The organism is Lacrimispora sp. (genome assembly GCF_032078915.1).
Lineage (GTDB): Bacteria > Bacillota > Clostridia > Lachnospirales > Lachnospiraceae > Lacrimispora.
Window position 1 is genome coordinate 1 of the sequence record NZ_DAMAUN010000120.1, and the last position, 14,399, is coordinate 14,399.

At 45.4% G+C, this 14,399-nt stretch carries 15 protein-coding genes; all 15 read left to right on the forward strand.

Going from position 1 to position 14,399, the window contains the following annotated elements; all coding sequences use genetic code 11:
• The coding region (locus RT269_RS27330; RefSeq protein ID WP_313187439.1) for a zinc metallopeptidase at window positions 1–526 on the forward strand (526 nt) is incomplete at its 5' end.
• Window positions 516–1,847, forward strand: a complete 1,332-nt coding sequence (gene rsmB / locus RT269_RS27335) for a 16S rRNA (cytosine(967)-C(5))-methyltransferase RsmB (RefSeq protein WP_313187440.1) — start codon at window positions 516–518, stop codon at window positions 1,845–1,847. The genes RT269_RS27330 and rsmB, both read left to right, overlap by 11 nt.
• A gap of 82 nt (window positions 1,848–1,929) precedes the next feature.
• The gene (gene rlmN, locus RT269_RS27340) at window positions 1,930–2,982 is read left to right on the forward strand and encodes a 23S rRNA (adenine(2503)-C(2))-methyltransferase RlmN (RefSeq protein ID WP_313187442.1); all 1,053 of its coding nucleotides are present in this window, start codon (window positions 1,930–1,932) and stop codon (window positions 2,980–2,982) included.
• Window positions 2,983–3,088: 106 nt separating this feature from the next.
• Window positions 3,089–3,835: a Stp1/IreP family PP2C-type Ser/Thr phosphatase gene (locus tag RT269_RS27345; RefSeq protein ID WP_313187444.1), complete on the forward strand. Its 747-nt coding sequence runs from the start codon at window positions 3,089–3,091 to the stop codon at window positions 3,833–3,835.
• Window positions 3,832–5,991: a Stk1 family PASTA domain-containing Ser/Thr kinase gene (pknB, locus tag RT269_RS27350; protein WP_313187445.1), complete on the forward strand. Its 2,160-nt coding sequence runs from the start codon at window positions 3,832–3,834 to the stop codon at window positions 5,989–5,991. Before RT269_RS27345 ends, pknB begins: the two co-directional genes overlap by 4 nt.
• A gap of 62 nt (window positions 5,992–6,053) precedes the next feature.
• Window positions 6,054–6,932 carry a ribosome small subunit-dependent GTPase A gene (gene rsgA / locus RT269_RS27355; protein WP_313187447.1) on the forward strand — a complete coding sequence of 293 codons (879 nt, stop codon included), beginning with the start codon at window positions 6,054–6,056 and terminating at the stop codon, window positions 6,930–6,932.
• Between the two features lies 1 nt (window position 6,933).
• On the forward strand, window positions 6,934–7,596 hold the full coding sequence (gene rpe / locus RT269_RS27360) for a ribulose-phosphate 3-epimerase (RefSeq protein ID WP_313187448.1): 663 nt from the start codon (window positions 6,934–6,936) through the stop codon (window positions 7,594–7,596).
• A 38-nt stretch (window positions 7,597–7,634) separates the two neighbouring features.
• Window positions 7,635–8,255, forward strand: a complete 621-nt coding sequence (locus RT269_RS27365; RefSeq protein ID WP_313187460.1) for a thiamine diphosphokinase — start codon at window positions 7,635–7,637, stop codon at window positions 8,253–8,255.
• Between the two features lie 96 nt (window positions 8,256–8,351).
• Entirely contained in the window at window positions 8,352–8,939 is a 588-nt protein-coding gene (locus RT269_RS27370) for an ECF transporter S component (RefSeq protein WP_313187450.1), read from the forward strand.
• Window positions 8,940–8,947: 8 nt separating this feature from the next.
• Window positions 8,948–9,784, forward strand: a complete 837-nt coding sequence (locus RT269_RS27375; protein WP_313187452.1) for a pyridoxamine kinase — start codon at window positions 8,948–8,950, stop codon at window positions 9,782–9,784.
• A 134-nt stretch (window positions 9,785–9,918) separates the two neighbouring features.
• Entirely contained in the window at window positions 9,919–11,208 is a 1,290-nt protein-coding gene (gene serS / locus RT269_RS27380; RefSeq protein ID WP_313187453.1) for a serine--tRNA ligase, read from the forward strand.
• A gap of 179 nt (window positions 11,209–11,387) precedes the next feature.
• Window positions 11,388–11,753 carry a VOC family protein gene (locus tag RT269_RS27385; RefSeq protein ID WP_313187455.1) on the forward strand — a complete coding sequence of 122 codons (366 nt, stop codon included), beginning with the start codon at window positions 11,388–11,390 and terminating at the stop codon, window positions 11,751–11,753.
• Window positions 11,754–11,762: 9 nt separating this feature from the next.
• On the forward strand, window positions 11,763–12,440 hold the full coding sequence (locus RT269_RS27390; RefSeq protein ID WP_313187457.1) for an alpha/beta fold hydrolase: 678 nt from the start codon (window positions 11,763–11,765) through the stop codon (window positions 12,438–12,440).
• 154 nt (window positions 12,441–12,594) lie between these two features.
• Entirely contained in the window at window positions 12,595–12,945 is a 351-nt protein-coding gene (gene ylxM, locus RT269_RS27395) for a YlxM family DNA-binding protein (RefSeq protein ID WP_100304586.1), read from the forward strand.
• 11 nt (window positions 12,946–12,956) lie between these two features.
• Window positions 12,957–14,306 carry a signal recognition particle protein gene (ffh, locus tag RT269_RS27400; RefSeq protein WP_025233210.1) on the forward strand — a complete coding sequence of 450 codons (1,350 nt, stop codon included), beginning with the start codon at window positions 12,957–12,959 and terminating at the stop codon, window positions 14,304–14,306.
• Window positions 14,307–14,399 lie beyond the last annotated feature (93 nt).

Sequence of the window (14,399 nt, forward strand, 5' to 3'; positions counted from 1 at the left end):
TGATGTTCAGGTAAGGTCTGTAGGCGGGCAGCTTACGGATCATTATGATCCCAGAACTAAAACTGTTAACCTGTCTGACTCTGTTTATGGTTCCACATCAGTGGCAGCAATCGGTGTGGCAGCACACGAATGCGGACATGTGATGCAGGACAACACAGGTTATATTCCTTTGAAACTTCGGGCAGCCATTGTGCCGGCAGCCAATATTGGCTCCAAGGCAGCACTGCCTCTCATTATTCTTGGGGTAATAATAGGGGGAATCGGTTCTCCCTTAGTTAATATCGGCCTGATCCTGTTTTCTCTGGCAGTAATTTTCCAGCTGATCACCCTGCCTGTGGAATTCAATGCTTCCAGCCGGGCGGTCACTCTTTTGGGCCAGGTGGGGATTTTAGGTGACCAGGAATTAGGTTATACCAGAAAAGTGCTGGGTGCGGCAGCCCTTACCTATGTGGCGGCGCTTGCTGCAACCGTGCTACAGCTTCTAAGGCTGGTGATCTTGTTTGGAGGAAGAAGGAATGATGACTAAAGAGACAGACAGCAGGGAAATCTCACTGGATATCCTGTTAGAGATTCTGGAGCGGGGAGGCTACAGCCATATCATCCTGCGCCAGGCTTTAAATAAGTATCAGTATCTGGATAAATCGGAACGGGCCTTCATTTCCAGAATCGTAGAGGGGTCTGTAGAATACCTGCTTCAGATCGATTATATCATTGATTCCTTTTCTAATACAAAAGTTTCAAAGATGAAACCGGTAATACGCACTATTTTACGCATGTCGGTCTATCAGCTTCTTTATATGGACCGTGTTCCCGATTCCGCCGTATGCAACGAGGCGGTGAAACTTGCCGTGAAACGGAAATTTACAGGATTAAAGGGCTTTGTCAATGGAGTGCTTAGGAATATTTCCAGAAATAAAGAGGGACTTGGCTGGCCCGATGATTCTGTCCGTTATTCTATGCCGGCATGGATCGTATCCATGTGGGAGGAATCCTATGGCAGGGATACAGCAGTCACCATGATGGAATCCTTTTTAAAAAATAAGAAAACCACAGTCCGCTGCAATTTTGCAAAGGCTTCAAAAGAAGAAATCCTTCTGAGCCTTAAAAAGCAGGGGACAGAAGTAAGTGAGTCCGGAATCTCAGAAGCAGTGCTTTGCATTGAAAAATATGATTACCTGGAAGGACTGGAGGCATTCCAAAAGGGATATATCCAGGTTCAGGATCTAAGTTCCAGCTTTGTAGGTGAAATCGCTGACCCTAAAAAGGGAGATTACGTCATTGACGTCTGCGGCGCACCGGGAGGAAAGAGCATTCATATAGCAGATAAGCTTGACGGGACTGGTATGGTGGAGGTCCGTGACTTAAACCTCTTAAAGATAAATATGGTCGAAGAAAATATGAAACGATGCGGATTTTTAAATATCCGAACAAAAATCCAGGATGCGCTGGTTGCTGACCCGGATTCAGTGGAAAAGGCGGATATCGTCATTGCCGACCTGCCTTGTTCCGGACTTGGGATCATCGGACGTAAGCCGGATATCAAATACCGCATGACACCGGAAGCCCTGGATTCGTTGGCCGCGCTCCAGCGGAATATCCTGTCGATTGTCCAGGCATATGTAAAACCGGGCGGACGTCTGATTTTCAGTACATGTACCATAAATCGAAAAGAAAATGAAGAAAATGCCAGGTGGTTTCTTGAGCATTTTCCTTTTGACTGTATAAGCCTGGAGGGAAAACTTGGAGAAGGGCTGGATTCAGCCGCCGCAAACCGGGAGTTTATACAGCTTTTGCCGGGAATCCATCCCTGTGACGGATTTTTCATCGCGGCATTTCAGAAAAGGTAGTGCCTGACAGGCATACCTTTACACCCGGTAAAGCAGGGTGGGCCCTGCCCAAAAAGCATGGGCAGAATAGAGGAAATGGATAATGGATAAAATAGATATAAAATCTCTGGATATGGAACACCTGACATCCTATATGGTATCCATTGGAGAAAAGCCCTTCCGTGCCAAACAGCTTTATGAATGGATGCACCAGAAGCTGGCTTCTGACTTTAATGAAATGACAAATCTTCCTAACGCACTGAAGGAAAAGCTTGTACAGCTGACAGAATTTACCTGCCTTACCGTTGTTGAGGAAAAGATTTCAATAATAGATGAAACAAGAAAATACTTATTTGCCCTTTCCGATGGAAATGTGATTGAAAGCGTTCTGATGAAATACAAGCATGGGAATTCCGTCTGCATTTCTTCCCAGGTGGGCTGCCGCATGGGCTGCCGGTTCTGCGCTTCCACACTTGACGGATTGGAAAGAAATTTAACTCCCTCTGAAATGCTTGATCAGATATACCGCATTCAAAGAATTACCGGGGAACGGGTTTCCAATGTGGTTGTCATGGGTTCCGGAGAACCTTTAGACAATTATGATTATCTGGTTCAATTCATTCGCCTTCTTACGGATGAAAACGGACTGAATATCAGCCAGCGCAATATAACGGTATCCACCTGCGGCATCGTTCCTGGAATTCTTCGACTGGCGGAAGAGGATCTGCAGATCACCCTGGCGTTGTCTCTTCATGCACCAAACGATGAAGTAAGAAAAACCCTGATGCCCGTTGCCAATCGTTTTCCTCTAAAGGATGTACTGGATGCCTGCCAGACGTATTTTGATAAAACCGGAAGAAGGCTTACCTTTGAATACAGCCTGGTGAGCGGTGTCAACGACAATTTAAAAGAAGCCTCCGCCTTGTCGGCTCTTTTAAAGGGCCAGCACGGGCATGTAAATCTGATTCCGGTAAATCCTATTAAGGAACGCAACTACGTGCAGTCAGACCGGAAGGCAATAGAAGCCTTTAAAAATCTTCTTGAAAAAAATGGAATAAATGTTACTATAAGAAGAGAGATGGGACGGGATATTAACGGTGCCTGCGGACAGCTGAGGAAAAGCTTTTTAAATCAGGAGTCAAATACTCCTCAGTAAATGACAGGGTATATGACCCTTGAAGCATTCGCCGGATAAAGGAATACAAGAATTCCTGCACCTGGCACGTTGCTTACAGAAATAAAGAGGAAGTGAGAATGAAACGATGAAGGCTTGCGCTATGACGGACACCGGAAGAGTCCGTACGGCCAATCAGGATTATGTCTATGCCCAGGCAGAGCCTTTGGGCACGCTGCCCAATCTTTTTTTAGTTGCAGACGGCATGGGCGGCCATCAGGCCGGAGATTATGCCTCCAGATATATAGCCGAAAGTCTGGTGGCTCACTTAAAACAGGCGGATTCGTCTGGTATTGTTCCGCTTCTCCGGGAGGAAATCTTGAAGGTCAACGGAATGCTTTATGAGGAATCCATGAAAAGTACAGAGTTAAACGGTATGGGAACTACTTTGGTGGCGGCAGTGATCGAAGACACTACGATGTATGTGGCTAATGTTGGAGACAGCCGTCTGTATCTGGTTAATAATAATCGGCTGCAACAGATTACAAAGGACCATTCCTACGTGGAAGAACTGGTGTCTTTAGGCAAACTGGAACGGGGAAGCCGGGATTATCAGGAAAAAAAGAATATTATAACAAGAGCGGTTGGTACAGAGGATAAGCTGGAGGTTGATTTTTTTGAAGTCAGTCTGGAACCTGGAGATTATGTGCTCATGTGTTCCGATGGACTCAGCAATATGGTTGAGGACGCTGAGATAGAAGAAATTATATGCTCAGAACTGGAGCTGCAGGAAAAAGCAGAAAAGTTGATTACAATAGCCAATGATAATGGCGGGAAAGACAATATAGCTGTTGTTCTAATTGATCCGCAAATTGGCAGGGAGGTAAGCTTATGATCTTAAGACCGGGGACATTTTTACAGGACAGATATGAAATACTGGATCAGATCGGTTCCGGCGGGATGTCAGATGTATATAAGGCCCTGTGCCATAAATTAAACCGCCCTGTAGCCATAAAAGTCTTAAAAGAAGAATTCAGTTCAGACAGCGGTTTTGTCAGCAAGTTTAAAATGGAGGCCCAGGCGGCTGCCCGCCTATCCCATCCAAACATCGTAAACATCTATGATGTAGTAGATGAAGGGGATCTCCATTACATTGTCATGGAACTGATTGAAGGAATTACATTAAAAAATTATATTAATAAAAAAGGCTGTCTTGATGTGAAAGAGGCCATCGGCGTTGCAATTTCCGTTGCACAGGGAATCGCAGCTGCTCATGAACAAGGGATCATACATCGGGATATCAAACCTCAGAATATCATCATAGCCAGGGATGGAAAAGTGAAGGTGGCTGACTTCGGAATCGCACGGGCCGCCTCATCCCAGACCTTAAGCGCGACCGCAGTAGGTTCTGTCCATTACATATCCCCTGAACAGGCAAGAGGCGGTTACAGCGATGTGAGAAGCGATGTTTATTCTCTGGGAATCACCATGTACGAAATGGTGGCTGGCAGAGTTCCGTTTCAGGGTGATAATACAGTGACTGTTGCCCTGGCTCATTTGGAAGACCCTATCACACCGCCAAGCTATTATAATGAGGACATTCCGGTAGGGCTTGAAAATATTATTTTAAAATGTACCGAAAAGAAACCGGAGTACCGTTATGGCAGCATGCAAGAGGTCATATCCGATTTACGGAAGGCGCTTGTCAATCCTGACGGAGATTTTGTACAGTATAATTCCCAGGTGGATGATTCCCAGACAGTTATTATCGGAAAACCGGAGTTGGAACAGATTCGTTCCGGCCGGAAGATCCAGGCAGATCCTATTGCCGGCCGTAATGGAAACAGAAATCAGGAGCAGCGCCCGGAACGCCGTCCGGAAAAAAATGCGGGCGGACAGTCAGGAAACGGCAGAGCCAGAAAACAGGATTCAGAGGATGACATCAATCCTAAAATCGAAAGGCTTCTCACTGCGGCGGGTGTTGTTGTTGCCATTCTCATCGTGATCGTACTGGTCATTGTGTTCTCTAAGGTAGGAGGTTTGTTCCGTTCCGGTTCTCCTAAGGAAACTGAATCAACTGCGGAGATTTCTACGGAAGAAACATTAAGCGACAAAAAAGTGAAAATGACCAGCGTTGTGGGATTGGCTACGGACATTGCAGAGCAAAAGCTAAAGGATAACGGCGGCCTGTATATGAAGGTAAGTGATTACGTATTTGATGACGCCATAGACAAAGGTGACATTGTGTCCCAGGACCCGGCAGAGGGTACGGTAATTGATAAGTATTCTGCTGTCTATGTGGTGGTCAGCAAGGGACCGGAGCACGAAACCATTGATTTAACAACGCTTGGTCTGGAGAAGATGGATGGCGCTACCGCCAAGGCAGCGTTGGAGGGCAATGGTCTGAAAGTCAATGAGGAACAGAAAAACAACGATACCGTAGCAGCCGGATATGTAATCAGCTACAGCCCTGATAAGGCAAAAGAAGGTGAAACCGTGACTCTGGTTATAAGCAGCGGTCCGGCTCTTGTCAATCCGGTCACTGTTCCGGACATTACCGGCCAGACCCAGGAGGTGGCCGTGGAGATGTTAGCTGACGTGGGACTGGTCCAGGGAACGGTTACGGAAGCGGCTTCTGAGACAGTTCCCCGCGGCAATGTCATCAGCCAGTCCTTAACCGCTGACAGCCAGGTAGAGTCGGGAACTGCTGTGAATTATGTTATCAGCAGCGGAACTGCCCAGCAGGCCAAAGTCAAATATCTGGCTTCCATTGATAAGTCTTATCCACTGCAAAACATTATCGGACCAGGTTCCGGCAGCACCCAGCTTACTTTAAAGATACAGCTGAGGCAGTCTGTAAATGGAAGAGACGAAATCAGAGAGCTAATGGGACCTGTTACCATGGCAGGCGACCAGATGCTTCCCGTATCATTTAAAAATATAGAAGGCGCTTACGGCGTTTCCGGCGGGACCGTAGAGATCGTAAATGTAGAGACCGGCGATGTGATTAATTCTTATTTCATCACATTTATACCGGTGCCGCAATCGTAAGGAACACACCCTTCGGGTATCCCTTCATGCCCCAAAAGCGCGGGCAGGAAAAAGGAAAATATATGACAGGAAAAATTTTGAAAGGAATTGCAGGCTTTTACTATGTGAACGGCACGGACGAAAACATCTATGAGTGCAAAGCAAAGGGCGTTTTCCGCAATATAAACGTAAAACCTTTGGTTGGAGATGATGTGGAATTTTCTGTTCTGGACAGTATAGAACTGAAAGGAAACATTGATCAGATCCTGCCAAGGAAAAACGTCCTGGTTCGTCCGGCCGTAGCCAATGTGGATCAGGCGCTGGTGTTGTTTGCCATTACCCATCCGGAACCCAACTTAAATCTGCTGGATCGTTTTCTGGTCATGATGGAAGTTCAGGAGGTTCCTGTAAAAATCTGTTTTAATAAAACTGATTTGTCAGGCAGTGAAGAAAAGCTGGCTCTTGGAGAAATCTATGAGGCGGCTGGCTATCCTGTGTATTTTACCAGTACCTATGACGATCAGGGAATTGAGGAAATCAGAGATCTGGTGCGTGGGAAAACCACGGTTCTGGCAGGACCTTCCGGAGTGGGAAAGTCCTCCTTAACCAACCTCCTTTATCCTCAGGCTGAGATGGAGACTGCAAATATCAGTGAGAAAATCCAGAGAGGAAAGCATACCACCAGGCATTCTGAGCTTTTCGGCATCGGACGGGATACGTACCTTATGGATACGCCGGGATTTAGTTCCATGTACTTGGAAAACTTAGAGTGCAGTCATCTGAAGGATTATTTTCCGGAGTTTGGACCCTATGAAGACGAATGCCGGTTTCTGGGCTGCGTGCACATAGGAGAAAAAACCTGCGGCATAAAGGCTGCGGTAGAAGAAGGAAAAATAAACCGGGGCCGATATGAAAATTACCGGCTTTTGTATCAGGATCTAAAAGAGAAAAGGAGATATTAATATGCTTAAACTTGCCCCTTCCATATTAGCGGCAGACTTTAAAATTCTTGGACAGCAGGTAGCTGAAGTGTCGGAGGCAGGAGCCCAGTACATTCATCTGGATGTGATGGATGGTGCATTTGTGCCCAGTATTTCATTTGGAATGCCAGTCGTCGGAAGCCTGCGGAGTTGTACGGACCGGATATTCGATGTTCACATGATGGTTGAGGAACCTGGAAGATATATCGATGATTTCAAAGAAGCGGGAGCTGATCTCATCTGTGTCCATGCGGAAGCCTGCACTCATTTAGACCGTACCATAAATCAAATCAAGGAAGCTGGCCTAAAGGCCGGAGTGGCCCTTAATCCGGCAACTCCCTTATCAGTCCTGGATTTCATTCTTTCCGAAGTGGACATGGTTTTAATCATGACGGTAAACCCAGGCTTTGGCGGACAAAAATTCATTCCGTATACCCTTAATAAGGTTAAGGCCTTAAGGCGCATCTGCAGGGAGCGGAATTTAGACACAGATATCCAGGTTGACGGAGGCGTGACCTGTGATAATGTGAGAGAACTGATCGAGGCAGGTGCTAATGTATTTGTGGCCGGTTCCGCTGTATTTAAAGGTAATGCGGCTGACAATACAAAAGCATTTTTAAAGATATTTGAGGAATATGAAGGGTGAAAGAAGAAACTACAGGTTTGATCGTTACCGGGGGAACCATGGATTATGGATTTGCCGGCAGATTCTTAGAAAACAAAAGGTTTGATAAAATCATCGCAGTGGACGGGGGACTTGCAGCCCTTTCCAGGCTTCAGTTAAAGCCGGATGCCATTGTTGGGGATTTTGATACGGTGGCAGAAGATGTCCTGGCAGAATATAAGAACAGTTCAGACAATATCACCTGGGAAATTCATAAACCGGAAAAGGATGAAACTGATACAGAACTTGCCATAAATACTGCCATAGGGCTTGGCTGTTCAAAGCTGGTCCTGCTGGGGGCAACAGGAGGAAGGATGGACCATTTTATCGGGAATCTTCATCTTCTTTATGCCTGCTTAAAAAAGGGTGTGGAAGCAGCCATTGTTGATGAAAAAAACTGGATCACAGTGATTGAAAAGGGAAGGTCGTTTCAGGCTGAAACACTATGGGGGAAATATATTTCCTTCCTTCCCCTGTTCAAAGAAGTGAAGAAAATCACATTGACCGGCTTCAAATATCCTCTTTATGAAAAGGATATTGACTTAGGAACCAGCCTGTGTATCAGCAATGAGCTGACCGGTGAGGAGGGCACGATTGAATTCGCGTCCGGCACCTTGATTTGTATCCTGTCCCATGACTAAACTGGTATGATTTAATATATCGAAACTGGATATTTATATCACTCCACTTGCGTGCTAAGATAATGAACAACAAGAGCAGCAAGGGAGGAATTACCAATGAGTAAAACAGACAACAGGATTTATAAAACCGCACTGACAGGACTGTTTGCCGCTATGTCCTACGTAGTATTTACATTCCTGCAATTTAAGATCACGCTTCCGGGAGGGGATGCCACTTCCATTCACTTGGGGAATGCGGTCTGCGTTTTGGGAGCACTTCTATTAGGCGGGCTGTACGGCGGCTTAGGCGGCGCTATCGGCATGACCATCGGAGACCTTTTTGATCCGGTTTATGTGGTATATGCGCCAAAGACCTTTCTATTAAAACTGTGCATCGGCCTTATCACCGGATTTCTGGCCCATAGAATCGGAAAGATCAATGAATCCTCTGATAAAAAGCATATACTGACCTGGACCATCACGGCAGTGGCAGGAGGACTATTGTTCAATGTAATTTTTGATCCTCTGGTCGGTTATTTTTACAAGCTTCTGATCCTGGGAAAACCTGCGGCAGAACTGGCGCTGGCATGGAACGTTGCATCCACTTCTATTAATGCAGTTACCTCAGCCATTGTTTCCGTCCTCATTTACATGCCTCTTAGAAATGCCCTGATCAGATCCGGGTTATTTACAAAAATTTGTTAGGAGCTCTTATGACATCAGAAAAACATCAGAAAAAAATTGCTGTTATTCAAGATCTGTCGGGATATGGCCGCTGTTCTCTCACAGTGGCTCTTCCTATTCTTTCAGCCTTAAAGGTACAGTGTTGTCCGGTTCCCACTTCCATACTATCCAGTCATACCGGATTTTCCACCTACTTTTTTGATGATTATACGGAGAAATTGCCTTTATATATTGAACAGTGGAAGAAACTGGATCTGTCCTTTGACGGGATTTACAGCGGGTTTTTAGGTTCCGAGGAACAGATTGAAATTGTCATTGACATGATTAAGGATTTCAGCACACTGGAAACTAAGGTTTTGGTGGATCCCATTATGGGAGATCACGGAAAGGCTTATCAGACCTATACGGAACGGATGTGCAGCCGTATGAAGGAACTGGTGGGCTATGGTGACATTGTGACCCCAAATCTGACAGAGGCCTGTATCCTGACCGGCAGACAATACCGGCCGTTAAACTGGAAGCGTTCCGAGCTTCTTGCTATGGCTGCTGAGATATTGGATATGGGACCAGATTCTGTGGTGATCACTGGCGTAAGGGAAGGCAACTATGTGACCAATGTTGTGGCGGAGAAGGACCGGGAGCCCCACTTTTTGCGTTCTCTTCATGTCGGCAGTGAACGGCCGGGAACCGGAGATGTGTTCTCCAGCATCCTTGCAGCCCAAACCGTGAAAGGGATTCCATTAACAGAAGCAGTGAAAAAAGCGGCCGGTTTTGTAAAGGCCAGTATCATAAAATCCGATGAGCTGCATGTTCCGATAAAAAACGGAGTGTGCTTTGAAGAAATCCTTTCTTTGCTGATTCGGTAATAAGAATGAGACGAAGGATGGGGAATTTTAGGAAAGGGGCTTTTCTTTGCCCTTTTTTTGTAGTATAATCAACGGCAGACTATCATGCGGACAACTTTCGCAGAGAATATTGAGGAAAAACCAGGAGGAATACCATGTTAGATTTAAAGTTTGTAAGAGAAAATCCTGAAATTGTAAAGGAAAACATTAAAAATAAATTCCAGGATAGCAAGCTGCCGTTAGTTGATGAGGTGATTGAACTTGATGAGCAGAACCGTACAGCAAAGCAGGAAGGCGATGCTTTAAGAGCTGAACGCAACAAACTTTCCAAACAGATCGGCACCTTGATGGGACAGGGAAAAAAGGAAGAAGCAGAGGAAATGAAGAAGAAAGTGACCGATGCTTCCGAACATCTGGCCGGGTTGGAAGAAAAGGAACGTGAGCTGGAAGAAAAAATCAAAAAGATCATGATGACCATTCCGAATATCATTGATCCTAGCGTCCCCATCGGTAAGGATGACAGCGAGAACGTAGAGGTAGAGCGTTACGGCGAACCTGTTGTTCCTGAGTTTGAGATTCCTTATCACGCAGAAATCATGGAAAGCTTTGACGGCATTGACCTTGACAGTGCAAGAAAAGTGGCCGGCAATGGCTTTTATTACCTGATGGGCGATATTGCAAGGCTTCATTCTTCCGTACTTTCCTATGCAAGGGATTTCATGATAAACCGTGGCTTCACCTATTGCATTCCGCCCTTTATGATCCGCAGTGAAGTGGTTACCGGCGTTATGAGCTTTGCCGAGATGGATGCCATGATGTATAAGATCGAAGGAGAGGATTTATATCTGATCGGTACCAGCGAGCATTCCATGATTGGAAAATTCATTGATACCATCCTTCCGGAAGAAAAGCTTCCTCAGACCTTAACCAGTTATTCTCCCTGCTTCCGTAAGGAGAAAGGTGCCCATGGTTTGGAAGAACGTGGAGTGTACCGGATCCACCAGTTTGAAAAGCAGGAAATGATCGTTGTCTGCAAGCCGGAAGAAAGTATGGATTGGTATGATAAATTATGGCAGAATACGGTTGACTTATTCCGTTCCCTGGATATCCCGGTAAGAACTCTGGAATGCTGTTCCGGTGATTTGGCGGATTTAAAGGTGAAATCAGTGGATGTGGAGGCCTGGTCCCCAAGACAGAAAAAGTATTTTGAAGTAGGAAGCTGCTCTAATTTAGGCGATGCCCAGGCAAGAAGACTTAAAATCCGTGTTTCTGGAGAAGAAGGAAGAAAGTATTTTGCCCATACGTTAAACAACACCGTAGCGGCTCCTCCAAGAATGCTGATCGCTTTCCTGGAGAACAACTTACAGGCGGATGGAACCGTGAAGATTCCGGAAGCTTTACAGCCCTATATGGGAGGCACGAAAGCACTTATGCCGAAAAAATAAGGATTATAATAAGGTCCGGCTTTTTCTGAAAGGCCGGACCTTTTAACATTTCCTGCACAAGTTATACGGTTGCTGTTGACAAGAGGGATCCTACGTATGGTATGATGGATAGTACGAAAGCGTATCCCATAAAAGGGGAAACGCAGCCGGTATGAAAAATGAAAAGGAGTGACAGCGGTATGATTACATTTAACCATTTTAATTTTAATGTACTTGACCTGGAAAAGAGCTTAAAATTCTATAAGGATGCACTGGGACTTAACCCTGTGCGTGAAAAGACAGCGGCAGACGGTTCCTTTAAACTGATATATTTAGGTGATGGAATAAGTGATTTTACCCTGGAACTGACTTACTTAACAGAACGAAAAGAGCCTTATAACCTGGGAGAATGTGAATTTCATCTGGCATTCAAAACGGATGAATATGAGAGCTTCTATAAAAAGCATAAGGAAATGGGCGTTATCTGTTATGAAAACCCTGCCATGGGTATCTATTTCATCAGTGATCCTGACGGCTATTGGATCGAGATTGTTCCAATCAGATAAGGAGAAGCCGTGTATATTGAAGTAAATGGAGTCACGTTATACTATGAGGTGTCAGGAAACGGCCCGGCGATCCTTCTTGTCCATGGGAATGGAGAGGATCATAGTATTTTTAATGAAACAGCGGAGCTTCTAAGAGAAACTTATACTGTTTATGCCCTGGATTCCAGAGATCATGGAAAAAGTTCCAGAGTGAAAACACTGGGGTATGAGGCAATGGCGGAAGACGTGGCTGAATTTGTCAGGAAGCTGAAGCTTGAAAAACCCTGTTACTGTGGATTCAGCGATGGCGGGATCATTGGGATTCTTGCAGCCGTACGGTATCCGGAGCTTTTTTCAAAACTGGTGTTATGCGGCGCCAATGCTTATCCACAGGGGTTAAAATGGTACTGGCTTAAATTATTCGCTCTGTTAGAAACCATAAATCATGATCCAAAGCTTTTGATGATGCTGAATGAACCCCAGATAACAGTCAAAGAGCTGGAGAGCATTCCTGTCCCAGTCCTTCTTTTGGCAGGAGAACGAGATATGGTCCGTGAATCCCATACCCGTTATCTTGCCTCAAAAATTAAAGGCAGCCGTCTTAAAATCCTTCCCGGAGAAGGGCATGGCAGTTATATCGTTCACAGCAGGAAACTTTATTATTACATGAAGAAGTTTCTTGAACGACCAATTCCGGGAGAAGAATAAAATGTCAAGCGGACTAAAGCAAGTCCCCGCCTATCACTTAATGCTTTTCTCATTTGAAGCGGGACTTACTTGATTCGGTTAAATAAAACAGGGGTGTAAAGAAAAAACACTTGACACCTAATAAAAAATATTGTATGATATCCCAGGTGATGATATGGAGAGGATTGCAAGACAGGTCTTATTATATGATTTCTACGGCGCTCTTTTAACGGAGCATCAGAGGCATATCTACGAAGATGTGGTTTTTTACGACCTTTCTTTAAGTGAGATTGCAGAGGAACAGGGAATCAGCCGTCAGGGGGTCCATGACCTCATTAAACGGTGCAATAAGATTCTGGAAGATTATGAAGAAAAACTTCATCTGGTAAAAAAGTTTGAGCAGACAAAAAAACTGGCCAGAGAGATCCAGAGTTTGACAAAAGAGTTTGCCGGCAGTTCAGATATGAATCTGATCCATCGCATTGAGGAGATATCGGGCGAAATCATCGAGCTGGAAGCTCATTAGGAGGGCGTTAGATGGCTTTTGAGAGCTTATCCGATAAATTACAGAATGTATTTAAGAGCTTAAGAGGCAAAGGACGCTTGTCCGAAGCCGATGTGAAAACAGCCCTTAAAGAAGTGAAGATGGCTTTACTGGAAGCCGATGTAAGCTTTAAGGTTGTTAAACAGTTTATAAGCGCTGTACAGGAGCGGGCAATTGGACAGGATGTCCAGAACAGTCTGACTCCCGGACAGATGGTAATAAAAATTGTAAATGAAGAGCTGGTAAAGCTGATGGGATCTGAGACGACTGAAATTTCGTTAAAGCCTGCCAGCGATATGACCATCATCCTGATGGCAGGTCTTCAGGGTGCCGGTAAAACGACAACCACTGCCAAGATTGCCGGAAAGCTTAAGGCAAAGGGCAGGAAGCCGCTTCTCGTTGCCTGTGACGTTTACCGTCCGGCTGCCATCAAGCAGCTGCAGATCAATGGGGAAAAGCAGGGCGTTCCCGTTTTCTCCATGGGAGAAAACCATAAACCGGCAGATATTGCTAAGGCCGCTGTTGCTTATGCGGCAAAGAATGACCAGAATGTGATCATTCTGGATACGGCAGGCCGTCTTCACATTGATGAAGACATGATGAACGAGCTGATCGAAATTAAAGATGCGGTAGATGTTCATCAGACGATACTGGTAGTAGATGCCATGACAGGACAGGATGCGGTAAATGTAGCGGGAATGTTCAACGACAAAATTGGCATTGACGGCGTTATCATTACCAAGCTGGACGGTGATACCAGGGGCGGTGCAGCCCTCTCAATCCGTGCAGTGACTGGAAAACCGGTTCTTTATGTTGGTATGGGAGAAAAGCTTTCCGATTTGGAACAGTTTTATCCGGACCGTATGGCTTCCAGAATTCTTGGTATGGGCGATATCCTTTCCCTTATTGAAAAGGCCGAAACCCAGGTTGATGAAGAGAAAGCAAAAGAGTTGTCTCAAAAGCTCCGCAAGGCGGAATTTGATTACAATGACTTTCTGGACCAGATGAACCAGGTAAAGAAAATGGGCGGCATGGCAAGCATATTAAGCATGATGCCAGGCATGGGCCAGATGAAGGATATGGATTTTGATGAAAAAGCCATGGACCGGGTGGAAGCGATCATCCTTTCCATGACAAACAAAGAACGGTTGAATCCTGAGCTTATGAAAAATGCTTCCAGAAAGCAGCGTGTAGCAAAGGGGGCGGGCGTGGATATCACAGAAGTAAACCGCATAGTCAAGCAGTTTGATCAGATGAAGAAGATGATGAAACAGCTTCCCGGCATGATGGGCGGCGGAAAGCGCCACGGCGGTTTGTTCGGCAAGATGAAGTTACCGTTTTAGTTTATTCTTTTACGTTAGCAAAGCAGATTTCTGCGTTCGCTATAAATTAGCTTTAGAATCCAAGATTTAAGCACGCGAATTCCAAAATGGCAG